Here is a 25,564-nt window from a genome sequence, read left to right as displayed (position 1 = left end):
TCTTGTCGTCTTTGGTTCAAGCCGTCATCTTCCGACAGTGAACCCAGCGGACCGTTTCCGGTTCTTCCTCTTGAAGTCAAGATGCGCCAGGTGCTTCGCGGTCATATCCTGAATCGGAGCCAGCGTCTCGCGCAGCCTCACCTCATAGGGCTTGGCACTCGGTCCCAGCATGGAAAACAACCCGTACCGCACTTCGTCCGCGATATCGTCCGAGACCTTGCTTGTCTTCATCACGTCTTCAAGCTTCTTGTCGTCATAGATCAACGAAGGAATCGCAGTTAGCGCCCCCTCACACCGGTCCGACACGAACCATCGATCCTGCTCAATCAATGTATGGATAAATCGCCAGCCATTCACACGATCGTTGCGTGCCTCCTCTGGCTGTGGCAACGAGTGTTCGCGAAACACCTTGCGAAATATATCCGCCACGGCATTACGCTCGCCAAAGGTCTCAGGCGACATAAAGAACCGTGACAACTCACGCCTATCGTCGTTATCACATCGCTCCACAAAGTCCTGGGCCAGCAGCATCTCAGGACGCCCTGCAACTACATGTTCGCGATAAGTAATCACAACCTCGCGAGCCTCACTCCACTCACGCCCGAGATGCCTGCGCGCATCTTCAGGAGACACCAGGCCCGAAGCATGCCAGTGAATGGAAGCCGCATGTTGATAACCCCAATCGCACGAAGCCCAGCGCCTCCACCACGGCTGCATTAGCTGTCCCACCTGTGCAGCCTTAAGCTCCCGCTGAGCACGGATAAAGTTCGGATAGTACTGTCCCTCGAACGTGTCCCAATCGCCAAAGAGATGCGCCTTCCGTTCCTTCTCGGGCATCTGGTTCAACTTAGCCCCATAGTCAGAGTTCGCAATAAAACACTGGAACCGCTGCTGATCGGTCCAGGTGTTGTAGTACTCAAAGTCTGTAATGTTCTGCTCGTGCAGATACGGCCGCACCCACTCGATGTTGTCCCACCCATAAGCCTGAACAAAAGCAAACGAATCAGGCTCTTCATGTTCCTGGAATCTGCGATCCTTAAAGATGCGCTTGATGTAATCGTGCCCTCGGCTACCGGGATTGCAGGTATACAACATCTTCGGAGTAATCCCGGACTTCCCTGTCCAGCGAAGCGCCGTAGGCAGAAAGATCAGCTCTTCCTCGCTGAAGTGTGTAGCCTCTTCCACAAAGATGTCCGCATACTCAGGCCCCTGGGCTATCTTGCGAATGTCATCCATCGTGTCCGCGGAGGCGAAATAAATACGCGAACCATTTGGCAGCGTCAGGTGCTTCTTATCGCCCCCGACATACCAGTTCGCCATAAATGGAAATTCGCGAAACAAAGGTTCCAGATGGTTGCGATAGATCTGCCCCCACACCCGCATAAGGAAGAGCCCATTGGTACGGGCATACTTCAGCCGCCTCAGCAGCATAATGCCACGTGCCCCGTGCGACTTGGCACCGCCACGCGCGCCCCCATAACCAATCTCAGTAGCCGGCGAATTCTCAACCAGTTCGTAAATCGCGAGTTGCTTCGGCTGAAGCGCAATGTCGAATTTGATCGCGGCTGATTTGCTCACTTCGCCCCCACCGCCACAATGTTTACCTGCACCGACGGAGGCTCTCTCTCCTCCGACTCGACAATGCCCAGCATCTTATGCGCATGCTGGATGTACTTCAGACGGATATCGAAATCGTCCACCATCTCAAATGTCGCGGCCTTACCCGTCCCGCCGGACAACAACTGGGGCCGCTTCGCATCCAGCCCCTCGCGTGTCTTCTGCGCTAGGAACGCAAGGGTCAGTCCAGCCTCTACCATCGCCCTCCGCATTAGCTCCTGAGTTATCGGCCCTTCGATTCTCCGCTTCGGATTACGTGCGCGGCTCAATGGAAATCCCGCATCCAGGGCAGACCGTTTTTTCGTCTTGCCATCCATCAGGCCTTCCACATAAGCTTCGTGCCGGCTTTTGTATGGCTGCATCGCACAGTCTGAGTCCATTTGAGCTTCATCCATCACGCGAACCCCGCCTTTAACTGCTTCGTCTTGATGCGCAAACTCTTTCCACCCGGCAGAAAACTGCGGTTCACACTCAGCCAGGTGTGCTGCAGAATATAGCGAACCTGCCTGGGACCAACCCACTCCGCTACCGGCTCCGCAGCCTTGCCGTTCCGTTGCATATAGAGGGGAGCCGTCATGCCGAAGGCTTCGTCAGCACTTACATGTTTGTGCTGATGGCAATAAACTGGACGGCCGGCGCGAAGCTCTTCCGCTTCTCCGTCTGAAAGAATGCACACACGACTGGAAGTAGCCATATTAAATCTCCAAAGAAAGCATCCGCAGAAGATACTCATCTAAAAATGAGGGAAGAAGTTAGTGAGGCACAGGAATCCGTGCCGTAACCCACTGGATTTTTCCACTGGGACTCCATCGAAAATCAGGAGTTCTACTCGCCGCACAAGGCCCAGCGAGACAGGCACAACAAGTTGTAATCACGACTCGAAAACTACTATGTCACGCCACAAGAGACGTACCAAGCAAATTGCGGTTAGAAATCTTTCACAATCGCGGTCGAAATAGTTGACTCAACTAACTCGTTACTCGCAGCTCATAACTCGCAGCTCGTAATTAGGCAGTCTTCACAGAAGCATGGGCGGTGCCAGAAATATTTTCACGGCTACGCCCGTCTCTCCCCAGCTCAATCATCCGCAACCTTCGCAAACGCTCACGACCAATGAGTTTCTTGCAAAATGCGGCAATCGTCATACCATCAGCGTGCGCCATCGCCTTGAGATCTACATGGTCCTGCACCTCTAGCGTTGTAGCAAATGGAATGACCTCACCTGGTTGGTGCCGGACATAGCCCCTCTTTGTTTGCGAATAGTTCGCACTTACTCGATCGAACTCCGTATCTGTAGCCATCTTCCCCCTCCAGCTTCCAATAATGTCCACTCAACGCTCGATTACTTATGCAGCCTCTATCAACAACTGCATCGGAAAAGCGCGATAGGCAATCCACACCTCAGCCCCATAGCGCATCTGCCCTGTGCTCCGAATCTTTCCTGAGTCTTTCAACTCTGTAAGTCGCCTGCCAAAGGTATGGAGAGCCCAGCCGGTTCTCTGCGCAATCTCTTTACTGGTCATACCGTCGCTGGATTCAGCAATGAGTGCATAAATCGTCTCGCGAGCATTCGCATATCGAGCCTCACCACTTCGAAATGCCACGACATTCATCTTGTTGCCTTCGTATTTGTTCACCGTAATACCCTGCATCTTTTCTCTCCATTTAAGGCACAGACGTCATCCATCACGCGGCGATCTGTTGTCCGCCCAATTCTTCTTCCGCATCCAACTCTTCGGCCGCACGATCATGCTTCGCGCACCATCCTCCTTCACTCTTACTTATCGCGGGTTCACGGCACCGCTCGTCATAGGAACAGATCTTCCATCCGCAGCGCGGCACACAGGCTTCGCAGAGTTGCACCTCTTCCATCCGCCGATGAATCCACGAGTAACGTTCGAACAAGTACATCTCTGACCGCGAATAAAGCTCGCAACAGTCTCCGCACTCTTCTATTCCATGCGACATATCGGGCAGGTTCCACGGAGCACGCGAGTCATACAGCACACCGGCAGGTAGGTTGTTCATCGCGAACCGCCTTCCACCCAAGTCACACAGACTGCAAGCCACACCCCCGCCAGCACTACAAAGGCCAGCAGAAACTTAAGGCCAATCTGCGCCGCCATCCAAAACTCTGACGCTTCGGAATCCTTCAGCTCATCTTCCAAAGCTTGATCGACAGCCGAACAGCAGACCTCAATGGTTAGCTGTCTTAACCTGATCGCCTGATTCATAGAGCAGACGTCGTCTCCAACCTGATTGCGATACCAACTTGCGGAATGCTGCATCGCAACTTCCATGTCGTACAGCAGAAAATCCGCGAGAAAATCCGCCACCTGGCGCAACTCAAACTCACTCAGCGGATTGGGAACCAACGCTAACGCCGGAGGCGCTGCCAGTTCAGGAAGAAAGGTGGAAGGGGGAGCAGGAGATGCTGGCATGGCTGACAATCCTCGATGAATCGAAAATAAGCATGCTTATCAATAGAGTCAAGCATAATTATCAAATTCTTGAAATCAATCGTTGTCCGCACAAGGAGTACTTATCAAGCGGTTCCACACCTGGAGTTAAAGAGTACTTATCCGCTTTTAAAGAGGGCATCAATTTTGCAAGGCCGACATCAGTAGGAGGATCTTCCCCACGCCACCTTTTTCAGCGAGTGCATGGGCCTCGGCCGCGTCACGTAGCGCCATCCGACGACCAATCGGCAGAACAAACTTGCCATCGCGGACATCATCCGCAAACTCACGCACTTTGGATGGATCGGCTTTCGCAAACACACGTGCAATCTTCACCGTAGGATTCTGCGCCACCGCGCTCCCTGGCAACATCGAGGCGTAACCAAAGGAGCCACCCGGCTTTACCTTCACGAGCAGTCGCGCGGCAACGTCTCCGCCAACGGTGTCCGCAATGGCATCTACCATCTGGAATCGCTCCATCGCCTCATCATCATCGAGTGCCAGCACGCCGGAGACACCAAGGGCATGAGCATCATTCAACTCTTTCCTGCGAACCCCTGCAATCACCTGCGCACCAATCTTCTTCGCCGCATGCACCGCAGCGCGTCCAACGCTGCCCAGCGCCCCTGTTACCAGGACAACCTGTCCCTTCTGCACGTTGCTTGCAAGGCGCACAAGCTGGTCCCCCGTCAGTACGATCAGCGGAAGCGCAGCCGCATCGTCCAAATCCAGTCCATCCGGCAGGTGCGTCACCTCTGAATCATCCACGGCGACCCATTCTGCATAGGTCGCATTGGTGTAGGCAAGAACCCGATCGCCTGGTTTGAAATACTTCACGTTAGAACCAACCGCACGCACGATGCCACTCACATCGCGGCCCAGAATGGCAGGAAGCGATAGTGGAAAATCCTTTTGCCGCAGCCCGGCACGCACCTTCCAGTCAATCGGGTTGACACTCGCAGCAACCGCCGCAATCAGTACCGTGTCTCCACCAATCTGCGGTTCAGGAACGTTGTCTTCAAACTTCAGATTCTCGGGACCACCATACTCATAGAGCCTTACTGCCTTCATCGCGTATCTCCCTGCCGGCCCGCTGGTTCGCAGACATCCGCAGTACCTTCATCAGATGCGTGAGAGTTGACTGGGGTCTATGGGAATGGCGGCCTGGTCTGCCCCGCATGCCCTTGCAGGGGAAGGCAAGCCAAGCTATGTTGTATATGACAACACATGTTTGGGGATCATACAGATGTCGATAGTCGATCAAATTCGGAGTTTCAATAGGTTCTATACCCGTGAGATTGGTTTGCTCGCTGAACACTTGCCGGAAAGCGAGTTGTCTCTGGCCGAGGCAAGGGTACTTTACGAATTGGCGCAGTCAAAAGAGCAGACTGCGGCGACTATCGTTCGAAGCCTGGGGATGGACAAGGCGCATGTTAGTCGCATCGTTGCTCGTTTTCGCAGGGGAGACCTGCTTCAAAGCCGCATCAGCCCAGCGCACGGTAAGCAAAAGCTCCTGACTCTGACATCCGCAGGCCGGAAGTCCTTCAGACGATTGAATCTTGGAACTCAATCTCAGATCGAAACACTTCTTTCCCCCCTCGCAGAGGGGGAGCGACGAAAACTGGTCGCGGGCATGCGAGATATTCAGACAGTTCTTCAGCCTGAAAAGGCATCAGCGGACAGCGTAAATCTGCGACCGCTACGAGTGGGTGACATGGGATGGATTACCCATCGCCAGGGGGTTCTCTACCACGATGAGTACGGATGGGACTGGACCTATGAGGGCTTGGTGTCGCAGATTCTCGGGGAGTTTGCCGCGCACTACGACGCAGACCATGATGATGCATGGGTCGCTGAAGTTGGGGGCGATGTAGTTGGTTCCGTGTTTCTTATGAAAACGGTCGATCCCGGAGAAGCAAAACTGAGACTGCTGTATGTGGAACCGTCCGCCCGCGGTCTAGGCGTCGGCACTCGGCTGGTTCGTACGTGCATCGACCGGGCCCGGGCGTTAGGTTACCGAAAGCTGACGTTATGGACATATAGCGTGCAGGTCTCCGCTCGTCACCTCTATAAAGCGACTGGCTTTCACCTGCTCAACGAAGAGAAACATCGCTCTTTCGGACAGGAATTGGTTGGACAAACCTGGGTGCTGGACCTGCAGAATAGGAACGAAAACACGGTCATAGCAAGTAACTAATCACTGACAAGAAATTTCAAATTGTCGAGCGGACTCAACTATGCATAGGCTGTTTGAAGAGGCAGAAAAATACGGACGGTAGTGCCATGGTCTTCTGGTTCACTACGGCTCTCGATGCTGATCCGTCCCCCATGCCCTTCGACAAACTGCTTCGCAACGAACAGGCCAATTCCTGTTCCGACAGTCGTCCGCGTCGTAAAGAACGCCTCGAAAACCCTTGGTAAAACATCCGGAGTGATACCTACACCCGTATCTTCAATGGCCAGAACAATGCCTTCGTTCGGGCTTGTAACGTCGTGCACAGAGACGGATAGAGTTCCTCCCGTGGGCATGGCATAGATCGAATTCGCAATCAGGTTGGAGATCACCTGCATCATCTCACCCCGGCGAAACACAACCTTGGTCTTGGAGTCGAGGAACTTCTTGATGCCAATACCGGCGATAACACAGCGCGGCTCATAGATGGTGAGGGCATGTTCTGTGATCACACTGAGAGAGGCCAGGCTCGCCGCGGCATGCTCGCGATAGTACCCAAGCGTTTGTTTGGCGATATGTGACACGCGTCCCAGCTCGTCTTCCGCCGTTGCCAGATAACCGCGTCCATCGTCATCCGTGATCTTCGGCCGCAGCAGATAGAGCAGATTCATCACCGCTTCAAGCGGATTATTAATCTCATGAGCGATCGTCGCCGCCATGCGGCCTGTCGCCGCAATCTTCTCAGCTTGTAGCAAAGATTGTTCGATCCGCTTGCGGCTTGAGATGTCCCGAAGGATCTTGGACGCTCCGATCACTCGGCCCGTTTTATCCTTGATCGGGGAAACCGTGAGCGATACCTCGATTGTCCTGCCGTCCTTTGTTACCCGAACCGTCTCGAAGTGTTCGACACGTCGTCCAGCGCGAATGTGTTCGATGATGGTCTTCTCGTCGGAGTAAAGCTCCTCAGGAATCAGCTTGAGAATCGAAGTGCCGACAATCTCATCCGCGGAGTAACCGAAGACCCGCACTGCCGCATCGTTCCAACTCGTGATGATGCCGTTCAGATTCTTGCTCAAAATCACATCATCCGAGGACGCAACAATCGCAGCGAGTTCGCCGAGGCGCGCGGCGCCAGCCAGCACCTCCTCCTCTACCTTTTGCATCTCCGTAATGTCCCGCATCGTCCCTAGGATTTTGCCTATAGCGCCATCCGTTGACGGTTGAAGATTGCCATTCACTTCAATCCATCGGAGGCTTTTATCCGCGAGATACATCGGACCTTTGAAGTGGAACGGCTCGCCTTCTTGCAGCGTAGCGTCCATGGCCTGCCGAAAGGCGCTTCGATAGTCCGGATGCACGATCTCGTTCATGAAAGTGTCGCCGCTGACCGGACCATCTTCGCGAGTACGCCCGAAGATCTCGTACATGCGGTCGTTTTCCCAGCTTCCGAGATCTTCCACCGTGTCCCAGACAAAGACTCCCAGCTCCGCGACCTCGGTCGCCAGCTTCAGTCTCGCCTCGCTTTCGCGAAGTCTCCGGGCTCCCACCACGACCTCAGTCATATTGCGGAAGGCATCATAGACACCTCCAATCCTGCCGTTCTCATAAACAGGAATCAGAGAATAGCTCCAAAAGTGGTCCTCGATGACCCCGTTGAAGAGGATGGGAATGAACATGTTATCCCGCACCGCTGTCTTGCCCCGGTAGAAACAGTCTTCCAGATCAGCGCTCACCAGCTCCCAGGCTTCATGAAAGACGTCTCGATAAAGACCGCCAAGAGCGTTCGGGTGCTTCGTGGTCAGGGTAGAAATGGCTGCGTCGTTGTAGAGGAACACCATCTCTGGACCCCAGGAGAGGATCGTCGGAAACGGCGAATGCAGCATGAGGTTGACGGTTGCGAGTAGGGTCTCGGACCATCCTTCAATTGGACCAAGCGGCGTCTTCGACCAATTGTGCACACGAATGAGAGCAGCCATCTCGCTAAGCCCGGTAATCAGTTCGTTCGCTCGGGAAGTAAGGCTGGCTTTATTCATGGTTTATCGGCAACAGCAGGTTATCAAGCTTCTAACATCCTAATGGAAACCAGGATTCCACATATGAGCGATACCCAACTACCGTCCAAGCGGCAATTGCAGGTTAGCAGGCCCATTTCCAGCTAAGACGATCCTGAAAAGCATGCAGTCATCCTTGATCGATGGCTGGCGAGAAGCCAGCGAACGCTATTAATCGATTCGATTCCGGCTGCGGACTACTCGCTTATACACAACCCTCCACGCCTCTGAGGCAGGTAGAACTGGCCTTGCACCAGCCCTGGAGATTGCGATGAAACTTCTAACCTTTGTTCTTTGTGTTGTGTCTGGATTGAGCGGCCTTCACGCACAGACGTCTGCCTGGCAGCCATCGCCGAGACATAAACAATTGCCGATCTGGCCGGGAGCAGTGCCCGATGCGCGATCTTACACCGGTCCCGAAACCGTTAAGAACACCGGAAGCACATCGCTGGTCGGCGGCCGATCGTGGACCTACATCAACAATGTCTCGCGGCCGACAATGACGGTCTATGCTCCGAAGGGACAGAACACAGGAGCTGCCGTCGTGGTGTTTCCCGGCGGAGGCTATCAAATCCTTGCCATCGATCTTGAAGGCACCGAGGTATGTGATTGGCTCACCGCCAAAGGGATTACGTGTGTGCTGTTGAAGTACCGAGTGCCAGGTGAGGAGAAACTACCTAAATCGGGGGCCTATCCGGCGTCACCAGAAGCTTTGGAAGATTCCCAGAGAGCCTTGGGGCTGGTGCGCTTTCACGCCGCCGAGTGGCACATCGACCCGCACAAGATCGGAGTGCTTGGGTTTTCTGCGGGAGGACACTTGGTAGCAGCGACGAGTGTGCACTTTGACCATCGTTTGTACCCGGCAGTCGATGCAGCCGACAAGGAAAGCTGCCGCCCGGACTTTGCGGTGGCAATCTATCCGGGACATCTGGCCCTTGACGAAAATAGTTTCAGGTTGAACCCGGATATCAGTAGACATATCACGCTTCGGACTCCGCCGACATTCATTCTGCAGAATGAAGACGATAACGTGGACGGAGTACAACAAGCACTGAGTTACTACGCTGGACTGAAAAAGGTAGGAGTTCCCGTAGAGATGCATCTCTACGCACAGGGAGGACACGCCTTCGGCCTGCGCCGCACCAAGCTTCCGGCGACGAAATGGCCCGAGTTGGTGGAGACGTGGCTAACGACGATCGGAATCATTCCAGAGTAGAAGTCCAGCTTTGCATCCTCACAGAGCGGCAGTGCAGATTAGCCGGGTGCCCCATTCATGCGCGTTCTTTGCGCATGAGTGGGCAGCCACAGATCCTCACACCCCACTCATATACGGCACGTAATGTTGTTCTTCTTAATAGCGAGTGGCTTCATAGCTCAAATCCTCGACTCTATACGCGGACCTGAAAACAGTCCGTAGGAGACCGTTCATGCCGCCGAGGTTTACCGCGAGATAAGCCACCGGCACCGTAACAGAGGAATAGCCCCGAAGATTCCAAAACTGCAATCGATGAGCTGCCACGGAATCGGAATGCCGCGAATATGTCCCGCGATGAGAGCAAGCGGAATAACTCCTCCACAGGCGATCAAGCCAAACGTGATGACCCACCTGTTACGGAGGGGATCGCGATACGGGCCGAAGAACAAGACAGCGAGCACGAGGTGAGCAAAGGCCAACCAGTCCGTTCCGTACGCGAGGAAAGGGTAATGTGCATTCGTGTCGGAGAGCGCCGCCTGCACGTGTGCGATCCACAGCAGCAAAGAGGTGGCTTCAGCGATAGGCCGTACAGGTGAGGTTTCCAGCAGAGACACCGCCCAGGTCAGTTCAGTCTGCAGCGGAAAAGCAGTGACTCCGCTGAGCACCAGCCCTGCGATAAAGAGGCCCAGCCAGAAACGAATCTCGCGGAGATGCTGATGCGACAGCATGGGCTGCTCTCCCTCTCCAGCAGCCTCTCTGTATGGAACTGCATTCTTCATACCATCGTCTCCGGTTGAATCACCGGCAGGAGTTGAGTCTCTGCCGGTCTCGTCTGTTGAGGTTTTTTTTTCGTCACTCGTGACAGCACCGCTTCGAGCAGCGGTGTAACCCGAGCCAGTTGCCGTGCCCGAATCAGCAGATCCCACACAGGCTCGAACTTCTTCCATCCTGAAGCGTAGAAGAAATGTTTCGCCTGATGCTTCAGCGTGCCGTGATGCAGTGCAGCACGCCCAATCGATCCCCATCGGTAAAACTCTCGATACGCCCAATCGTATCCGTCCTTCAGTGCCTCCGGCCTTAGCCTGGTGGGCTGATAGACGACGTGCCTCGTATCGTAAAGGCTCCAATCTCGTGTCAGCATGCGGCCTTCGCGCTCCATCCTCGCATGCAGTTGCGTTCCAGGATAAGGCGTCTGGATATGAAACGTTGCAGTCGTAATTCCCTGCTCGACGGCCCAGTCCACCGTCCGCCGGAAGACATCTTCTCCATCGTCATCCATGCCAAAAACGAAGCTTCCATTGATCATGATGCCGAGCGAGTGTAGCCGGTCCGCAACGGCTTTGTAGTCGCGGCCCAGATTTTGCCGCTTGTTACTTCGCCTCAGATTGTCTGGAGTAAGCGTCTCAAATCCGACGAAGAGGCTGCGCAGTCCCGCCTCTGCGGCATGTTCAATCAAGTTACCCCGCAGAATGGAGTCGACTGTGGCCGCGCCCTGGAAGAGCCGTCTCATTCCCTTCATCCCCTCGAATAGAGCCTCCGAAAACCGCCTGTCGCCCAGCAGGTGATCGTCAAGAAAGTAGAGATGCCGTCCAGGCAGACGTTCGATCTCTGCCAGAGCGTCATCCACTCGTTGCGTGTAGAAACCTTTGCCTCCCTGGAAGAATGCGTCCTTGTAGCAGAAGTCGCAATGCTGAGGACAACCTCGCGTCACCACGATGGAGTTTGGGACCAGGTACGACGCACGACGAATGAGATTGCGGCGAATCGGAGGAACGCGGTCCAGCGTACGGCCTGTGGTCGAGGTATATATTCGCTCTGGCCGCCCTGCACGGAAGTCCTTCAGGAAGTTCGGAAAAGTCTGCTCTCCCGGCCCGAGAAAAATGCAGTCCGCATGAGCAGCTGCCTCTTCAGGAAGCGCCGTGACATGCAGTCCACCCAGACAGACAAACGCACCCCGGCTACGATAGAGATCTGCAATCCTGTACGCTCGATAGGCATTGGTGATGTACACCTGGATCACAACCAGATCAGGCGCATCGTCGAGTTGGAGCGGCTCCACGTGTTCATCTGAGATGACCGCATGGTCCTCAGGAGTCAGATACGCGGCCAACGTGGCGAGTCCCAGCGGCGGAAACAGAGAGTACTTGATTGGACGCCATTGAGGGTCGGACGCCTCCTTCAATGCTGGCAGAATGAACTTCACCTTCAATGGACGCGAGCCTGGGGCAATCATTCCGCACCTCCAGCTAACTGCTCCGCAAATTGCGCGGATGCCTCTGGTATCCCGCCGAAGCGTCGTTCCCTGTGCCTGAATTCTTCAAGCGCAGCTTCCAGATCGGCAGCATCGAAGTCTGGCCACATGCGATCGGTAAACAGCAGCTCGGCGTAAGCAGACTCCCACAACAGAAAATCCGAGAGACGCTTCTCTCCACCCGTACGAATCAGCAGATCCACATCACCGTTCCCTGCCTTCAGTTCCTCCGCGAGCATCTGCCCCAGCATCTCCGCCGAGAGTTCTGAAGAATCGCAAACCTTAGAAGAAGCGCGCATGGCAGCACGTGTAATGGCGTCCCGAGAGGAGTAATCCAGGGCAACCCGCACGTTGAGACATCTGCCTCCAGCCGTTGCCTCTTCGGCTTCGTGGATCTCGCTCAGTAAGACTTTGGGCAGTCGATCGCGCCGCCCTATCGCCTGAAGCCGTACACCGCGCTTCCTCAATCGCTCCCGCTCCAGGCGCAGAAAGGCACGCAATAACCAGAAGATCCTGTGTACCTCCAGAACTGGTCGCCTCCAATTGTCCGAGGAGAACGCATACAGCGTCAGACACCGAATCCCCATCTCCAGGGCGTGCTCGACCACCCGCCGTGCAGCAGCACCACCGGCACGATGGCCGGCAATACGAGGCAAGCCGCGTTGCGTAGCCCAACGTCCATTGCCGTCCATAATGATGGCCACATGCAGACCCGCACAGGGATCGCTTTGCACCGCAAAGCTTTTAATCGCAAACAGAGAACTTTGCATCATAAAGTAACCTCCGAAAAAAAGGGGCTTAGGCCCGTGATGTTGTAAGACCACGTAGTGCGACGGGCGCAGGCTCGTCTTTGCTTCCCTTAGCGGCGTCCTTCACCACCTGCTCAAGCGTCGCCAGATACTCCAGGTAGCGTTTCCGTCCGGAAGGAGTAATGCGGCATATCGTCTGCGGCCGGTTGTGATCGTACCCTTTCACAATCTCAACCATCTTTTCTGTCTCCAACACCTTCAGATGACGGCTCAGGTTCCCATCTGTCAGCGAACATAGCTCTTTCAGCTTGTTAAAGACCAGCCCTTTCGGATTCGTAATCAGGGAAGTAAGGACGCTCAGACGAGCGCGCTCATGGATCACTCGATCCAACCCTTCATACGCAAATCGTCCTTCGCTCGCAGCCGTCTTAGATTTCATCGCCACCCTCCCGAGCCGTAACAAACAGAATGCAGGCTGCAAGCAACTGCCCTACCCCATAGCCAACACCCATCGTCCACGGGGCAAGTGCACGGCTATCTCCTAAAGAGATGCAGACCAACCCCGCCAGCAGATACCACGCGCCCGTCGCAATCATCGGTCGTGGGAGAAAGCGGCAGGAAGAGAAAACACCCAGGCTAAAGATCACCTGCCAAAGGCCCGGAAGCATCCACAAAACCGAGGGAGCATAGAGAAACAGCGCCAGGGTCATGAGCGCACCTGCGCCAACGGCCGGCAGAAACTGCTCAACTGCCATCTGGATCATCTCATCCGACAGGCCCGAATGCATGCGGCGAGAGCGCCGATACATCTGCGTGCCCGTCAAAGTAGAGCCCAGTACGGCGGTCGCTATCCAGAGCCCCAGATAAGCCGGCATATGACTCGCAGGCTCAGGCAGCCAGGTCGCCTGCGCTGCGGAAGCCAGAAACGCTAGAGCCCCCGTTGCCGCCAGAGTCGCCGGTCCATAGCCACGAAACTGCGTGCTATGGGCCATCTCCCTGCGGATGCTGCTGATGTCGCCAAGCGCCTTGTCAAGATCATCCATAGGAAGTCACTTTACACTGCAAAGTACGCCAGGTGCTAGGGGTTTGTCAAATTGGCGGGCTGCAGGCTCTGCCTGACAGCCCGAATCGATCAAGGTGCAAGCTGCCCCCCGGCGTAGTCGAGAGACCGCAACGCGAGCAGATAGTCATATCGTGCATTGACCGCTGCGACGGCGGCCTGTGTGCTCTGTAACTGCGCCTGGCTAAGTTCGACGATAGAACTCAGCCCGAGCTTATACCGAGTCTGGGCAAGAGCAAACGCCTGCGCCGTTTGGTTACGAAACTGGTCAGCCACACCAATGCGCCTGAACGCTGTTTGCGCATTCAGGACTCCAATGCGCACATCACGAGCGATCGTGTCGGAAAGCTCCTGCGCCTGCTTCTCTGTAGCTCGTTGCCGAAGCCGAGCCTCTTCTGCCTGCGCGTCGATGCGAAAACCAGTGAAGAGCGGCAAGGATAAGTTGACTCCGCCCGCAGCATACCAATGCGGCACAAAAACACCATCAGGAGCTGCAGGTGTTATCCCTCCCACAGCTAAGGCTGAGATAGTCGGCAGGTGCTGCAATTGTTGAGCGCGCGCGTACTTCTGGTAGGCCTGCGCATTCAGCCGGAGCGCCTGCAGATCCGGGCGTTGCATCTGTGCGTCGGCATTCAAGGCTGCGGAGCTATCCGTCCCTGGAGGCGGAGGAGGAGCCGCATTCGAATCTTCGACTGCCTGATACACCGTATCCGGCGGCGCCGCCAAAAGAGCCGCCAGGGCAGCACTCGCAGACGCTACGGCATTCTCTGTATCCAGTTGCAGTAACTGCGACTGGGACAAATCCGCTGACGCGATATTGAGGTCCAGATCGCTTTTCAAGGCGCTCCTGGTCAACGCAGAAGTAAGCTTTTGAACATCGCTTCTGGCCGCTACGGTTGCCTTGGCGACATCCAGCAGAGACTGCGCATTGAGTAATCGATAGAAGGCTGCATCGGTAGCCATCAGAACATCCTGCTCTGTAGCAACCGCCGTCCTGTCTTGAGCCTTTTGCTGAAGTTTGTTAGTCGCAACGAGGTCTCGGGTGCGGCCGAAGTCCGTGATGAGTTGAGTAAGACCTCCTCCTGTTCCTGCGTGCGAATACAGGCGCGAATCCGTCAGCGCACCCGATCCGATTCGGCTTCCATCTTCCGCCTTGGAGGCGGTGATGGAACCGTAAATCTGCGGCAACCCTGCCGATCGCGTCTGGCGTGTAACCTGTCCTGACGCCAGCGCCAGCAGTTGATTCGCAGTAATACTCGGATTGTTTTTGAGCGCAATGCGTTCTGCATCCGAGCGAGTGATTGGAGTCGCTGGACTCCCAGAATCCAGCAATGGTTTCTGCGGAACTCCGGAGCCCTGAGAGACTGAAGAACTGCTGGAGGACTGTTGTCCCGCATCTTGGCTCAAAGCAGAGAGCAAGAAAATACCAGATACGGGGCGCGGTGCAGTCGGCAGATTCGCCCCATTCACCTGGGCCAAAGCAGGGCCAGAGGCCGCAAGCAGGAAGAGAAAGAATAGTTGTCTCACGCTGTGGCCTCCATTCCCTGCTGCAGATTTCCAGGCTCCGTCTTTCCTGCATTCGCCTTGCGAGCTTCAATACGCCGATGAATCAGCAGATAAGCACTCGGCACAAGAAACACTGTAACGATGCCCGAGACGGTAAGTCCCCCGAGAATCGCGCGGGCGAGCGGAGCGTATTGTTCACTCCCCGCTTCAAGCGCGAGAGCCATGGGAATAAGCCCAAGGATCGTCGCCAAGGTAGTCATCAGAATCGGCCTCAATCGCACCTTACAGGCTGTGATGATGGCCTCTTCCAACTTCAGCCCTTGTTCGCGAAGCTGGCCCGTAAACTCGACGATCAAAATGCTATCCGATACAACAATGCCGGTCATCATCAGCACTCCCATCAAACTCATGATGTTGATAGAAGTTCCCGTAACCAGGAGAAAGAGAATCACACCCGAAATACCCGGTGGGATTGCCAGAAGAATAATGAAGGGATCGACAAAAGAGGCAAACTGCGCCATGAGAATCAGGAAGACGAGAATAATCGAAAGGATCAGCCCTATAGCAAACGACTTGAAAGAGTCGTTCATATTATTGACTGAACCCCTTACTGTCAGCACCGTTCCGTGCGGAGGATGCATGCCGGCAACGATCTTGTCGACATCCTTGCTCACAATAGAAAGGTTCTCCGCCTTCGGCATAACGTAAATGTCGAAGACGCGACGAAGTTGATAGTGATCGACTTCAGTCGGAGTATTGATCGATTTGATCGACGCTACCGTCTCTAGAGGAGTCGTGCTTTTACCGTCTGCTGAACGCAATGGAATCTGTTTAAAATCATTCAGTGTCTGGACCTGCGTCTCTGGGTACTGGACAGTCAGCATGTAGTTGTTCCCTGTCTTTGGATCGATCCAGTAACTGGGAGCCACCACGCCGTTCGATGTCATAGCTGTAATGACACTATCGACGATCGTCTTCGGCGTCAGGCCTTCAAGACTTGCCTGTTGACGGTCGATATTAAGCGCAAGACCGGGATAGTCGACATCCTGAGGAATCAGCACATCACTGACTCCATGCAACGCGCGCATCTTCTGCGCGAGTTGCTGGGCTATCGCGTACCCACCTTCCATGTCGTTACTGCTGACCTGGATATCGAAGGGAGCCGGCAGTCCCTGGTTGACGATGGAATCGACAAGCCCTCCAGATTGGAAGTAGGTCTGCACAGAGGGAAGATCGGCAGCAAGTTTCGTTCTTACACGCTGCATATAAGCAAAGCTGCTAAGACTGTGATCCTCTTTGAGGCTGACCTGGACAAACGCAGTATGCATCCCCGAGTTCGGCGTATAGATCGCTGAAAGATCGGGAGTAACTCCGATATTTGAGACGATCATATTCAGGTCTTTCGGTGCAATCACTGAACGAACGTCCTCTTCTACACGAGCGATATACTGGTCCGTAAGTTCGATACGAGTACCTGTTGGAGCCTTGACGCTGATAACAAATTGCCCGGGGTCTGTGCGTGGAAAGTAAGCGCGCCCTAGAAACGGAGCCAGGGCAAAGCTAAGTACAACGAACGCAGCAAATACCGTGATAACCAGTACGGGCCTACCCAGGCAGTATTGAATCGCTCCATCGTAGCGGGCCTGCAACCAGCCAAACCCTCGATTGAACTGATAGACGATCTTCGCAAAGATGTTTTTCTGTCCGTGGCCGCCATGCATATGTTGCGGCACAGGATCATCCTTTTGTGCCGATTCATGTTCGTTGCTGTGCCCCGTGTGCTTAATGAACTTCGAACAAAAGAGCGGCACGACCGTCATAGCCACAACATAAGAACAAAAGAGCGCGATGACCACAGCGAGCGCAAGTGCCGTGAAGAGATATTTACTAACACCCGTAAGCAGAACAACCGGGAAGAACACAATGGCAGTACTGACGGTCGCCGCCAGAACCGCAAGCTGAACTTCCCTGCCGCCCTCCTGCGATGCCTTCACAGGATCTGAGCCCATCTCAAAATGCCGAAAGATGTTCTCGAGCACAACTACCGAGTTATCGATAAGACGGGAAAGCACCAGGGCCATGCCGCCTAATACCATCGTGTTGATCGAGTTCCCAAAAGCATTCAACACAAGGAACGTGGCGATACACGAAATTGGAATGGATAAGAGAACCGCAATCGTTGCACGAACATTTCCAAGAAAAAGCAGAATCATAATGCCGGTCAGACAAAGTCCGATAGCACCTTCGCTGATTACATTCTTGATCGCTGTCTTTACGAAGACCGATTGATCGAACACCACGCTGGTCTTCAGTTGTTGGGGAATGTCGAGCAGATGCGCAGTCGCTTTTCGAATTCCATCGACGATAGTGATCGTATTGGAATTGCCTCCCTGCTTGAGCACAGGAATATAAACGGAGCGCTGTCCGTCGACACGCACAATATTCGTCTGTAGCTGTCCGCCATCGACCGCATGTCCCACATCTCCCACCAGGATGGAGGCGTTCCCCACCGTCTTGAGCGGAATACTGTTTACATCATTCGGAGTTGGCACCTGGCTATTGGCATAGATGTTGTAATCCCTAGGTCCAATGCGAACGTCACCTGCCGGCAGGATGAGGTTTGAGTCGTTGACCGCATGAACCACATCCATAATGCCGAGCTGCGAAGCCTGGAGCTTCAGTGGGTCGACATAAACCATGATCTGCCGGTAAGTTCCTCCGTAAGGCTGGGGGACAGAAGCACCCGGCACATTGGCAACCTGGTTGCGAACGCTGAATTGTGCAACATCTTTCAGTTGCGTTTCGTTCATCCCGGCGCCCTTCAGCGTGATCAAACAAACCGGAAGATTGGCTGCGTCAAAACTAAGCACTACCGGCGGCAACGTCCCCGGAGGCAAGCGGCGCAGGTTAGCCATCGCCAGGTTCGATATCCCACTGACCGCGGCGGTTGGATCGGTACCGGGCTGAAAATAAATCTTGATCAGGCTGACGCCGCTCATCGAGCGCGACTCGATGTGATCGATATTGCTTCCCAGCGTGAAGAATCGTTCGTCGCTATCCGTAATATCGGATTCAATCTGTTGAGGGGGCATTCCAGCGTAGAAGGTAGCGACTACAACCACTGGAATTTTGACTGGAGGAAATAAGTCGACAGGCATGCCCGTGATAGCGGCAATGCCGACAACAATCACGATCATGCAGGACATAAGGATGAAGAAGGGATAACGAATAGCAAAGAAGGACATGGTTAGCGGTCCCCCTTCTGATTCTCTTTTTGATAATTCGCAAGATCGTTCTTAGCCGCCTGGGGAGTAACTTGCTGTCCTGGTTGCAAAGCGGACAAACCACCGATAACAATACGATCACCCGGCTGCAAACCCGAGGTTACCTCCTGCGAATTTGATCCTGCAATGCCCAGAACAACAGCCCTCTTTTCTACGTGGTTGCTGCTGTCAATCAGCATCACCGACGGCTGATCCCCTTGAACAAGGGCGCTCGCCGGAATAAGGAGTGCATTGTCTTTCTGCTCCAGGTTGAAAGTGACATCGGCATACATGCCTGGCGTAAGCGTGAGAGTTGGATTATTCACGTCAACTTCGGTCATCATCGTCCTTGTCGCATTGGAAACATCCCGCGTAAAGCGAACGACGGTTCCGGGAAATTGCTGCCCAGTCGCCTGCACATGAACTGCGACGACAGATCCCACGTGAACAAAAGGAACGTCCCGTTCAGGAACCGGCATACGGAGGCGCAGCACGTCGCTTTGCGCCAATCGAACCACCGCCTGGTTGAGTCCTTCGGCAGTCCCTGCTGGAATCAATGCGCCTGTATCCGCATAACGCATCGTGATAACGCCGCTATAGGGAGCGGTGATCGTAGCGTATTGCTCGAGGCTGCTGACACGCAGGTTCTCAGCTCGCGAGACTCCGAGCTGCCCCTGCGCCGCTGCAACGGCAGACTTCGCCGCATCTACCTCCGAAGCTGCGGATCGGTCCTTCGCCATCGCATCATCAAGCTCCTGTGCGGCAACTAATCCCGGCTGCTGATCGGATGCCTGCTTCAATCGAACATAGTTGGCATGCACGGCTGCATAGCCGGCCTCTTCGCGGGCAACTTCGTTCTGCAAGCGCAGGATGTTCTGCTGCGTCTGCGTGATGCCGGCCTGCGCGCCGGCTACTTCGGCTTGAAGCTCTGGAACTTCCAGTACGGCAAGCGTCTGGCCCTGACGCACCCGATCACCGATATCTACGTAAATGTGCCGGATATATCCCGAGACTTTTCCATGAACGTCGATCTCTTGAAAGGGCTGGAACACTCCGGCAACCGTAAGTTGATTAGCAATAAAACCAGCGTGAGCAGTCGCGACAGACACGGTTGGGGGAGAAGCAGGCGCATCGCCGGTCGCATCGGACGGATGATGAGCATGGAGCAGATAGAGCAATAGCAAGACCACGGCGAGACAACAGCCAACAGTCACGAGCAGGCGCCTGGAGCGCATGAGAGACCTTCCTTCAAAACGGATGATTTTTAATGGTCCGCTGGAAGTCTGTCCCCAGCGGCTAATCGAGTGAGCGCACTTCTACCGGGGGAGGCCGAAGATGGAGAACGGGTCGCGAACGATGTGGCGACAGATCCTCCGCGGTCTCAAAAAAACCGCTATCGATGAAGGAATAAGTCTCTGTTCTACTGGGAACAAAAATCAGAGACAGAAGCACGCTCGAAGGCCAAACCTTGCAGCCGGTCGCAGCGTGATCGACGCTACTTCTTGCAGCATCGCTGCCACGAGTACAAACCTTCGCCGGCTCTCGATGCTGATCGGCTTTATAGAGCGACAGCTTGTATCCCGTGCCCCAGGCAAAGACCGAGAAGGCAAGGAACACGCACAGCAAAATTCCCAGGGGAGATCGCACCCTTTGGGGAGACAGCCGAGTTTGATCGATAAGATACAAACGAATCGCTCTCACACTCAAATCATCATTGCCAACAATCTCTGAAATTTTGATCGAGATTGTGCTTTTAGTCATGGCCAACAAATTCGGACCGCTAAGCTTCAGGCTCACCGTGATCGTCTAGCGCACCTTTTAACATCTGAACCCGCAGGACATTCGCAGACGTACAATCTAATGCTCGCTCCGACGGTTATCCTGACCTCCACCCCCAAAATGGTGGTGCACCATGCTTTGGGCAAGGAAAAAGAACAGGGTGATCAGCAGCACGATAAAGAGGAATTTAACAAAACCAATCCAAGGTGACCGTGAGCCTCTGGAAGACTCAGAATTCCATTTTTCCGTCATAGAAATAGATCCTTTCTGATATCGCTTGATGATCTACCCATGGACCGCCAAAGGCTGGCGAAAACACCCCGCTACCCTCGTTCGCCACTCCTGGCTGAGTGACGTTGATCGTTGATCTACGCTAAGGCCACAATCTGGCCGACGGAGAGCGGTTTACAGAAGAGTTGGAGGGGGGCGGTGCAAAGAATAAATACCGTTCAGATCAAATCTCGTCGGATTGGAAAGACGAATCTCAGCTTGCGCAATTACTGACGGGGAAATCGGTTGAAGGAGCACGCCACTAAGGGAAAAAGCATGCGCTAGCCATTCGATGGGTTGTGGAGCCTCATCGCGCTCGGCGAGCACCTTTAACACTTTTTCAGACTGCTTTTCAGTGGCAATCTTGGCAGCCGTAGGATTCGGAGGATAGGGCTGGTATTGCGCCAGCCGGGCCTGAAGACCGAAACCAAACACGGAGAACGCGAGCAACAAAAGAGCGCAACTGCGAAGGAGAGAAACGGCCGATCTCACGTTCGAAAGCATTGCTGTACTCCATGGATGCGGCCCTCGGTCCCTTATAGGTACCGACCAGAGAAGGCTACCATATACGACTCAGTGTTGAGAACCGGCAGATGCCCGATTTGCCGGAAACTATCTCGAAATGGGCATGGATCCCATGAATAATCGTTTCTGAACCTCTACACGTCTATAACTCATCAAACAGATGTGCAATATCCTATAAAAAGCGCAAGATCATAACGATATGGCGAAACCGATCCTTCTAGCGGTAGATGACGACGTCAGCGTACTTGAGACTGTTGTCCAGGACCTGCGCCGAAAATACGGAAAAGACTACCGCATCCTCCGCGCGGCATCCGGACAGGCCGCACTCGATACCTGTCAGCAACTCAAAGAACGTGGCGATGTCATCGCCCTCTTCCTCTCCGACCAGCGCATGCCCGGCATGACCGGCGTCGACTTCCTCGAAAAAGCCATCCCGCTCTACCCTGACGCGAAGCGCGTACTCCTCACCGCGTATACAGACACCGAAGCCGCCATCCGTGCCATCAACGCCGCACGCATCCACTACTACCTGACCAAACCCTGGGATCCGCCAGAGGACAAGCTCTACCCGGTCCTCGACGATCTCATCGCCGCCTGGAACGACGGTCATAAGCCCGCTTATGACGGCCTGCAGCTCATTAGTGCCCGCTGGGGCGCGGGAGATCATGAAACCCGCAACTTCCTCTCACGCAACCTGATTCCCTTCAAGTGGCTCGACCCCGAAAAGAACCCCGAGTGCCTGGATCTTCTCTGCGAGAAGCAGCTCGATGACGCCAAGCTGCCCGTAGTTCTCTTCCCGGATGGCTCTTCGCTCGTGCAACCCTCCATGACCGAGCTTGCAGCGAAGGTGGGGCTCCGCACGCAGGCCCGGCAGGAGCACTATGATGTGGTCGTTGCGGGAGCGGGTCCAGCAGGACTCGCCGCAGCGGTCTATGGCGCATCTGAAGGACTGAAGACCCTCATCATCGACTCCCTCGCCCCTGGTGGCCAGGCAGGCTCTTCGTCCAAGATCGAAAACTATCTCGGCTTCTCGCAAGGCATCAGCGGCGAACGGCTTGCCAAGGAAGCCTACATCCAGGCCATCCGCCTTGGCGCAGAGTTCATGACGCAGCGAGTCTGCTCCATCCGTTCTGAAAACGGATATCACATCGTCAGGCTCGCGGATGGACGCGAAGTCTCCTGTCGAGTGTGCCTCATCGCTACCGGCGTTGAATACTGCAAGCTCGACATCCCCGGCGAGAAGGAATTCTCCGGCGCCGGTCTCTTCTACGGTGCCGCACTTACCGAAGCTGCATCCTGCGCCCAGCAGGAGATCTACATCGTTGGCGGCGCCAACTCAGCCGGGCAAGCCGCAATGTACTTCTCACGCTCAGCAGCCCAGGTCCGCATGCTGGTCCGTGGTCCTTCGCTTGAGCGCAGCATGTCCCGCTACCTGATCGAGCAGATTGAGAACACCTCCAACATCTCGGTCGAACATCACACGCAGATACGCGAGCTCAAAGGCAACGGCCATCTCGCGGAGATCGTCATCGAGACCCCCAACGGATTTGAGACGCGACCCGCGACCTCCGTCTTCGCTTTCATCGGCGCAGCTCCCAAAACCGGGTGGCTTCCCGACTGTGTAGCCCGCGACCCCAGGGGTTTTGTGCTCGCCGGTCCGGATCTGAAGACCAAGGCCGGAAATCTTTGGAAGTATGAACGTGATCCCTATCTTCTGGAAACGACGGTTCCCGGCATCTTCGTTGCTGGAGACGTTCGCTTCGGCTCCGTGAAACGTGTGGCCTCCTCTGTCGGAGAGGGTTCCATCGCCATCCAGTTCGTCCACCAATATCTTGCAACACTCTAACGAGGCAACAACGTGACCCCCTCAGCCATCTCGACCCAACCCGCGACTTCGACGCTTTCGCCCGAGACCATCGCACGTCTCGCCGACGTCTCGATCCTGGCTTCTCTCAACGAGACCACCTTGCACTGTCTCGATGGCGCGACCGAAATCCATCTTCCCGCGGAGGAAGTTCTCGTCCAGCAGGGAGAAACCTCGCGTTTTTTCTGGATTCTGCTCTCCGGGGCCATCGCCATATCGAACACCTCCAACGATGGCCAGGAGGTCATGCATCACACCATGCACCAGGGTGTGGCCTTCGGCGAGGTCCAGCTCCTCGCCAACATCGCCTCTGCCGCGACTTATCGCGCCGCCAGCGATTGCGAACTCCTCCAACTGGATGAAGAGCAGTTCTGGCTGCTCATGACGAGTTGCCCCGAAGTCCGCAAGGCGATCCTGGGCAACATGGCCATGCGCCTGGCCAAGCTCCAGGCAACGACCTTTCACCAGGAGAAGATGGCCTCCCTCGGCACCCTTGCTGCTGGACTGATGCACGAACTCAACAATCCGGGTGCCGCCGCGCGCCGGGCCTCCTCTCAGCTGCGCGAGAACCTGCTCCGCATGCATGCTCTCACCGCCAAGTTTTCAAAGACGGAGATGACATACGAGCAGAAGCAATGCATGTTCGACCTCCAGGAGTTCGCACTCGGAGCATCCCTGCCCCAGCCTCTCAGCTCCATCGAACAAGCTGACGCGGAAGAAGCTCTCACCACATGGATGGAAGCCTCCGAGATCGAGGACGCCTGGAAGATGGCCCCCACACTCGTCTCCATCGGCATACAAGCCCAGGACCTGGAGCGAGCACGCATTACTTTTTCCGGGAGCATGTTTTCGGACTCTATCAGTTGGCTCGTGGCGTTAATCTCTTCCATGCAACTCGTAGGCATCGTGGAAGAGAGCATCACTCGCGTCACAGATCTGGTCCAGGCGGTCAAAAGCTACGCCTACGAGGGGCGCGGCGAAAAACAGACCATCGACGTGAACGCCAGCATCCACGCTACTCTCGTAATCCTCAGCCACAAGATCCGCGAAAAGCAGCTTACTCTCGATAAGAGCTTCTCTCCGGATCTGGTCAATCTCCAGACCGAGTGCCAGGGTCTCAACCAGATCTGGACCAACCTCCTCGATAACGCCATCGACGCCGCTCCACAGGGAGGCACGCTGACGATCCGTACCTGGACGGAACAGGTCCGTACTGGACCGCAAACCGCGCCGCGCGCCGACATCTGCGTCTTGTTCCGCGACAACGGACCCGGCATCCCTCCCGAGATCCAGTCCCGTATCTTCGATCCCTTCTACACCACCAAACCCGTAGGCGTCGGCACGGGCCTCGGCCTGGGAATCGTCTTCCGCATCGTCGAACAGTGCAGCGGCACTCTCCGCTTCACCTCTGCTCCCGGAGACACCGAGTTCGTCGTTCGCCTGCCCTCGACCAGAGCCTGAAAGTAAGTAGATTTCGTTTGGCGACGAAGGGTGCAAACAGTTTGCTAAGGCACAGATCGGAAGGGCCTGGCTTCAGCCAGGCCGTATAGGAACCGTGACTAAACCCTTCCGCTCTGCCGAAGGCCGGAGTGAAGGCGTAGCCGCAACGACCGAATTGCTTTCTTTAGTCGTAGCGAAACAAGCCGCCCCAACCTCGGGATACAACCCTTGATCAAGGCTCTAATGCTTGTTGATCTGATGAGACAGAAGCCGAGGAGCCAGCCCCTCCTTCGTCATCTTGACCACCTCAATATTGCCCTCCGCATCAAAGTGCATCGAGTCAATAGCCATCACCCGTTCGTTCGGACCCGTCGTACCAAGGGGATGACGATGATAGACGATGTACCAGTCATCCGTTCCCGGAATCTGAACCGCTGAGTGATGCCCCGGCCCGTTCGCAATAGCCGGGTCCGTCCCCAGGATCTTGCCAATGCGCTCGAACGGGCCCGTCGGACTGTTGCTCTTCCCATAAGCAACCCCATAGCTTGAGTCGCCCCAATCGCCCTCCGACCACATGAAGTAATACACGCCCTTCCGTTTGATCATGAACGGCCCTTCGACATAGTGCTCCGGCGTAATCTCCTTGTACATCGAGCCGTCCTTCATCGGGATCACACTCTTGAGATCGGGCGAGAGACGGGCCACATTGCAGTGCCCTTGCCCACCGTAATAGAAGTAGATCGATCCATCATCGTCCTTGTACACCATCGGATCGATCGGCTGAGCTCCATTGTGGAACTCGCCGATGAGCGGTTTGCCCAGCGCGTCCACGAACGGCCCACCCGGCTGATCACTAACGGCCACACCGATTCCGCCGAGAAAGGTGTCGCTCTTCTGGATGTCGTTTGCCGCGAAGAAGAGATAGTACTTGCCGTTCAGATGGATAGCCGTCGGCGCCCAGATCGCATAAGCCGCCCAGGAGACGTTCCTGATGTCCAGCACGTCCTTATGCTTCGTCCAGTGCACGAGATCAGGAGAAGAGAAGGCATCCAGAGACGTATGCAGCAGATAAACCGGATGCACGACATGTCCGCTACGCAATCTCTGCTGCAAGGGATTGAAGCTCCGATGCTCGTCGCTATCCGGGTTCGGACTGGAAGAGGTTGGATAGATCCAATACTGCCCCGCAAAGATGCGGATCTCAGGATCGGCATACCATCCCTGTTGTGCAAGATTCGCGTTAGCCTGCGCCCATCCGGCGGAGACGAATGGCAGCGAGGCGAAGAGTACAAGGCTAGTTCGAAGATATCGGTACACAGTCCATCCAGTCATACGAGTCCATCAGGCCGGCAGATGAGAAGC

Annotated in this window: 25 protein-coding genes; 5 read left to right on the top strand and 20 right to left on the bottom strand. The window is 55.2% G+C overall.

From position 1 onward, the window contains the following. Positions 1-24 precede the first annotated feature (24 nt). The 8 genes from HDF15_RS13920 to HDF15_RS13885 all read right to left on the bottom strand — a co-directional run bounded on the left by HDF15_RS13920 (position 25) and on the right by HDF15_RS13885 (position 5,147). Complete coding sequence (locus HDF15_RS13920; protein WP_184256511.1) at positions 25-1,578, bottom strand: phage terminase large subunit; 1,554 nt, start codon at positions 1,576-1,578, stop codon at positions 25-27. Then, positions 1,575-1,997 carry a hypothetical protein gene (locus HDF15_RS13915; protein WP_184256509.1) on the bottom strand — a complete coding sequence of 141 codons (423 nt, stop codon included), beginning with the start codon at positions 1,995-1,997 and terminating at the stop codon, positions 1,575-1,577. Before HDF15_RS13915 ends, HDF15_RS13920 begins: the two co-directional genes overlap by 4 nt. Before the next feature lie 14 nt (positions 1,998-2,011). After that, positions 2,012-2,311: a hypothetical protein gene (locus HDF15_RS13910; protein ID WP_184256507.1), complete on the bottom strand. Its 300-nt coding sequence runs from the start codon at positions 2,309-2,311 to the stop codon at positions 2,012-2,014. A 313-nt stretch (positions 2,312-2,624) separates the two neighbouring features. Next, positions 2,625-2,918, bottom strand: a complete 294-nt coding sequence (locus HDF15_RS13905; RefSeq protein ID WP_184256505.1) for a hypothetical protein — start codon at positions 2,916-2,918, stop codon at positions 2,625-2,627. 45 nt (positions 2,919-2,963) lie between these two features. Beyond that, positions 2,964-3,269 (bottom strand): hypothetical protein, encoded by a 306-nt coding sequence (locus HDF15_RS13900; protein WP_184256503.1) that lies wholly within the window; start codon positions 3,267-3,269, stop codon positions 2,964-2,966. Positions 3,270-3,303: 34 nt separating this feature from the next. Further along, a complete protein-coding gene (locus HDF15_RS13895) occupies positions 3,304-3,645 on the bottom strand; it encodes a hypothetical protein (protein WP_184256501.1) in 342 nt (113 codons plus the stop codon). Next, a complete protein-coding gene (locus HDF15_RS13890) occupies positions 3,642-4,058 on the bottom strand; it encodes a hypothetical protein (RefSeq protein WP_184256499.1) in 417 nt (138 codons plus the stop codon). Before HDF15_RS13890 ends, HDF15_RS13895 begins: the two co-directional genes overlap by 4 nt. A gap of 159 nt (positions 4,059-4,217) precedes the next feature. Further along, positions 4,218-5,147 carry an NADP-dependent oxidoreductase gene (locus HDF15_RS13885; RefSeq protein ID WP_184256497.1) on the bottom strand — a complete coding sequence of 310 codons (930 nt, stop codon included), beginning with the start codon at positions 5,145-5,147 and terminating at the stop codon, positions 4,218-4,220. Positions 5,148-5,322: 175 nt separating this feature from the next. Here HDF15_RS13885 and HDF15_RS13880 point away from each other — a divergent pair, with 175 nt between their 5' ends. Continuing rightward, a complete protein-coding gene (locus HDF15_RS13880) occupies positions 5,323-6,273 on the top strand; it encodes a helix-turn-helix domain-containing GNAT family N-acetyltransferase (protein WP_184256495.1) in 951 nt (316 codons plus the stop codon). Positions 6,274-6,311: 38 nt separating this feature from the next. Here HDF15_RS13880 and HDF15_RS13875 read toward each other — a convergent pair whose 3' ends face one another. Further along, complete coding sequence (locus HDF15_RS13875) at positions 6,312-8,282, bottom strand: PAS domain S-box protein (RefSeq protein WP_184256493.1); 1,971 nt, start codon at positions 8,280-8,282, stop codon at positions 6,312-6,314. Positions 8,283-8,571: 289 nt separating this feature from the next. Here HDF15_RS13875 and HDF15_RS13870 point away from each other — a divergent pair, with 289 nt between their 5' ends. Further along, entirely contained in the window at positions 8,572-9,516 is a 945-nt protein-coding gene (locus HDF15_RS13870; protein WP_184256491.1) for an alpha/beta hydrolase, read from the top strand. 224 nt (positions 9,517-9,740) lie between these two features. On the opposite strand, the gene HDF15_RS13865 is transcribed toward HDF15_RS13870, so the two are convergent. From HDF15_RS13865 to HDF15_RS13825, 9 genes are all read right to left on the bottom strand, one after another. Then, entirely contained in the window at positions 9,741-10,274 is a 534-nt protein-coding gene (locus HDF15_RS13865; RefSeq protein ID WP_221314426.1) for a hypothetical protein, read from the bottom strand. Continuing rightward, entirely contained in the window at positions 10,271-11,728 is a 1,458-nt protein-coding gene (locus HDF15_RS13860; protein ID WP_184256489.1) for a B12-binding domain-containing radical SAM protein, read from the bottom strand. Before HDF15_RS13860 ends, HDF15_RS13865 begins: the two co-directional genes overlap by 4 nt. Beyond that, a complete protein-coding gene (locus HDF15_RS13855) occupies positions 11,725-12,519 on the bottom strand; it encodes a di-trans,poly-cis-decaprenylcistransferase (RefSeq protein ID WP_221314425.1) in 795 nt (264 codons plus the stop codon). Before HDF15_RS13855 ends, HDF15_RS13860 begins: the two co-directional genes overlap by 4 nt. A 25-nt stretch (positions 12,520-12,544) precedes the next feature. Next, positions 12,545-12,934 carry a transcriptional regulator gene (locus tag HDF15_RS13850; RefSeq protein WP_014266195.1) on the bottom strand — a complete coding sequence of 130 codons (390 nt, stop codon included), beginning with the start codon at positions 12,932-12,934 and terminating at the stop codon, positions 12,545-12,547. After that, positions 12,924-13,538, bottom strand: coding sequence for a hypothetical protein (locus HDF15_RS13845; protein ID WP_184256487.1), 615 nt, complete (start codon positions 13,536-13,538; stop codon positions 12,924-12,926). The genes HDF15_RS13850 and HDF15_RS13845 overlap by 11 nt, the downstream gene beginning before the upstream one ends. 89 nt (positions 13,539-13,627) lie before the next feature. Further along, positions 13,628-15,082 (bottom strand): TolC family protein, encoded by a 1,455-nt coding sequence (locus HDF15_RS13840; protein ID WP_184256485.1) that lies wholly within the window; start codon positions 15,080-15,082, stop codon positions 13,628-13,630. After that, positions 15,079-18,306, bottom strand: a complete 3,228-nt coding sequence (locus tag HDF15_RS13835) for an efflux RND transporter permease subunit (protein WP_184256483.1) — start codon at positions 18,304-18,306, stop codon at positions 15,079-15,081. The genes HDF15_RS13840 and HDF15_RS13835 overlap by 4 nt, the downstream gene beginning before the upstream one ends. Positions 18,307-18,308: 2 nt before the next feature. After that, positions 18,309-19,559 (bottom strand): efflux RND transporter periplasmic adaptor subunit, encoded by a 1,251-nt coding sequence (locus HDF15_RS13830; protein WP_184256481.1) that lies wholly within the window; start codon positions 19,557-19,559, stop codon positions 18,309-18,311. Positions 19,560-19,620: 61 nt separating this feature from the next. After that, complete coding sequence (locus HDF15_RS13825) at positions 19,621-20,121, bottom strand: hypothetical protein (RefSeq protein ID WP_184256479.1); 501 nt, start codon at positions 20,119-20,121, stop codon at positions 19,621-19,623. A 63-nt stretch (positions 20,122-20,184) separates the two neighbouring features. On the opposite strand from HDF15_RS13825, the gene HDF15_RS25920 reads away from it, so the two are divergent. Further along, complete coding sequence (locus HDF15_RS25920; RefSeq protein WP_260331076.1) at positions 20,185-20,313, top strand: hypothetical protein; 129 nt, start codon at positions 20,185-20,187, stop codon at positions 20,311-20,313. Positions 20,314-20,508: 195 nt separating this feature from the next. On the opposite strand, the gene HDF15_RS13820 is transcribed toward HDF15_RS25920, so the two are convergent. Then, positions 20,509-20,877 carry a hypothetical protein gene (locus HDF15_RS13820; RefSeq protein WP_184256477.1) on the bottom strand — a complete coding sequence of 123 codons (369 nt, stop codon included), beginning with the start codon at positions 20,875-20,877 and terminating at the stop codon, positions 20,509-20,511. A gap of 220 nt (positions 20,878-21,097) precedes the next feature. Here HDF15_RS13820 and HDF15_RS13815 point away from each other — a divergent pair, with 220 nt between their 5' ends. Both HDF15_RS13815 and HDF15_RS13810 read left to right on the top strand, forming a co-directional pair. Next, the gene (locus HDF15_RS13815) at positions 21,098-22,744 is read left to right on the top strand and encodes an FAD-dependent oxidoreductase (RefSeq protein ID WP_184256475.1); all 1,647 of its coding nucleotides are present in this window, start codon (positions 21,098-21,100) and stop codon (positions 22,742-22,744) included. A 12-nt stretch (positions 22,745-22,756) separates the two neighbouring features. After that, on the top strand, positions 22,757-24,223 hold the full coding sequence (locus tag HDF15_RS13810) for an ATP-binding protein (protein ID WP_184256473.1): 1,467 nt from the start codon (positions 22,757-22,759) through the stop codon (positions 24,221-24,223). Positions 24,224-24,442: 219 nt separating this feature from the next. Here HDF15_RS13810 and HDF15_RS13805 read toward each other — a convergent pair whose 3' ends face one another. Then, positions 24,443-25,519, bottom strand: a complete 1,077-nt coding sequence (locus HDF15_RS13805) for a glycoside hydrolase family 43 protein (protein ID WP_311733105.1) — start codon at positions 25,517-25,519, stop codon at positions 24,443-24,445. Positions 25,520-25,564 lie beyond the last annotated feature (45 nt).

The organism is Granulicella mallensis, assembly GCF_014203225.1.
Classification (GTDB): Bacteria; Acidobacteriota; Terriglobia; order Terriglobales; family Acidobacteriaceae; genus Granulicella; species Granulicella mallensis_A.
Note: the sequence above shows the minus strand (reverse complement) of the source record. Positions and strands in the feature narration are given on the sequence as shown.

What these genes read in the sequence shown, in the direction of transcription:
- HDF15_RS13910 (WP_184256507.1), bottom strand. Translation starts at nt 2,311, where the DNA reads ATGGCTACTTCCAGTCGTGTGTGCATTCTTTCAGACGGAGAAGCGGAA.
- HDF15_RS13895 (WP_184256501.1), bottom strand. Translation starts at nt 3,645, where the DNA reads ATGAACAACCTACCTGCCGGTGTGCTGTATGACTCGCGTGCTCCGTGG.
- HDF15_RS13890 (WP_184256499.1), bottom strand. Translation starts at nt 4,058, where the DNA reads ATGCCAGCATCTCCTGCTCCCCCTTCCACCTTTCTTCCTGAACTGGCA.
- HDF15_RS13855 (WP_221314425.1), bottom strand. Translation starts at nt 12,519, where the DNA reads ATGATGCAAAGTTCTCTGTTTGCGATTAAAAGCTTTGCGGTGCAAAGC.
- HDF15_RS13830 (WP_184256481.1), bottom strand. Translation starts at nt 19,559, where the DNA reads ATGCGCTCCAGGCGCCTGCTCGTGACTGTTGGCTGTTGTCTCGCCGTG.
- HDF15_RS13845 (WP_184256487.1), bottom strand. Translation starts at nt 13,538, where the DNA reads ATGGATGATCTTGACAAGGCGCTTGGCGACATCAGCAGCATCCGCAGG.
- HDF15_RS13865 (WP_221314426.1), bottom strand. Translation starts at nt 10,274, where the DNA reads ATGAAGAATGCAGTTCCATACAGAGAGGCTGCTGGAGAGGGAGAGCAG.
- HDF15_RS13875 (WP_184256493.1), bottom strand. Translation starts at nt 8,282, where the DNA reads ATGAATAAAGCCAGCCTTACTTCCCGAGCGAACGAACTGATTACCGGG.
- HDF15_RS13900 (WP_184256503.1), bottom strand. Translation starts at nt 3,269, where the DNA reads ATGCAGGGTATTACGGTGAACAAATACGAAGGCAACAAGATGAATGTC.
- HDF15_RS13905 (WP_184256505.1), bottom strand. Translation starts at nt 2,918, where the DNA reads ATGGCTACAGATACGGAGTTCGATCGAGTAAGTGCGAACTATTCGCAA.
- HDF15_RS13820 (WP_184256477.1), bottom strand. Translation starts at nt 20,877, where the DNA reads ATGCTTTCGAACGTGAGATCGGCCGTTTCTCTCCTTCGCAGTTGCGCT.
- HDF15_RS13870 (WP_184256491.1), top strand. Translation starts at nt 8,572, where the DNA reads ATGAAACTTCTAACCTTTGTTCTTTGTGTTGTGTCTGGATTGAGCGGC.
- HDF15_RS13880 (WP_184256495.1), top strand. Translation starts at nt 5,323, where the DNA reads ATGTCGATAGTCGATCAAATTCGGAGTTTCAATAGGTTCTATACCCGT.
- HDF15_RS13915 (WP_184256509.1), bottom strand. Translation starts at nt 1,997, where the DNA reads ATGGACTCAGACTGTGCGATGCAGCCATACAAAAGCCGGCACGAAGCT.
- HDF15_RS13860 (WP_184256489.1), bottom strand. Translation starts at nt 11,728, where the DNA reads ATGATTGCCCCAGGCTCGCGTCCATTGAAGGTGAAGTTCATTCTGCCA.
- HDF15_RS25920 (WP_260331076.1), top strand. Translation starts at nt 20,185, where the DNA reads ATGCTCGCTCCGACGGTTATCCTGACCTCCACCCCCAAAATGGTGGTG.
- HDF15_RS13885 (WP_184256497.1), bottom strand. Translation starts at nt 5,147, where the DNA reads ATGAAGGCAGTAAGGCTCTATGAGTATGGTGGTCCCGAGAATCTGAAG.
- HDF15_RS13835 (WP_184256483.1), bottom strand. Translation starts at nt 18,306, where the DNA reads ATGTCCTTCTTTGCTATTCGTTATCCCTTCTTCATCCTTATGTCCTGC.
- HDF15_RS13850 (WP_014266195.1), bottom strand. Translation starts at nt 12,934, where the DNA reads ATGAAATCTAAGACGGCTGCGAGCGAAGGACGATTTGCGTATGAAGGG.
- HDF15_RS13815 (WP_184256475.1), top strand. Translation starts at nt 21,098, where the DNA reads ATGGCGAAACCGATCCTTCTAGCGGTAGATGACGACGTCAGCGTACTT.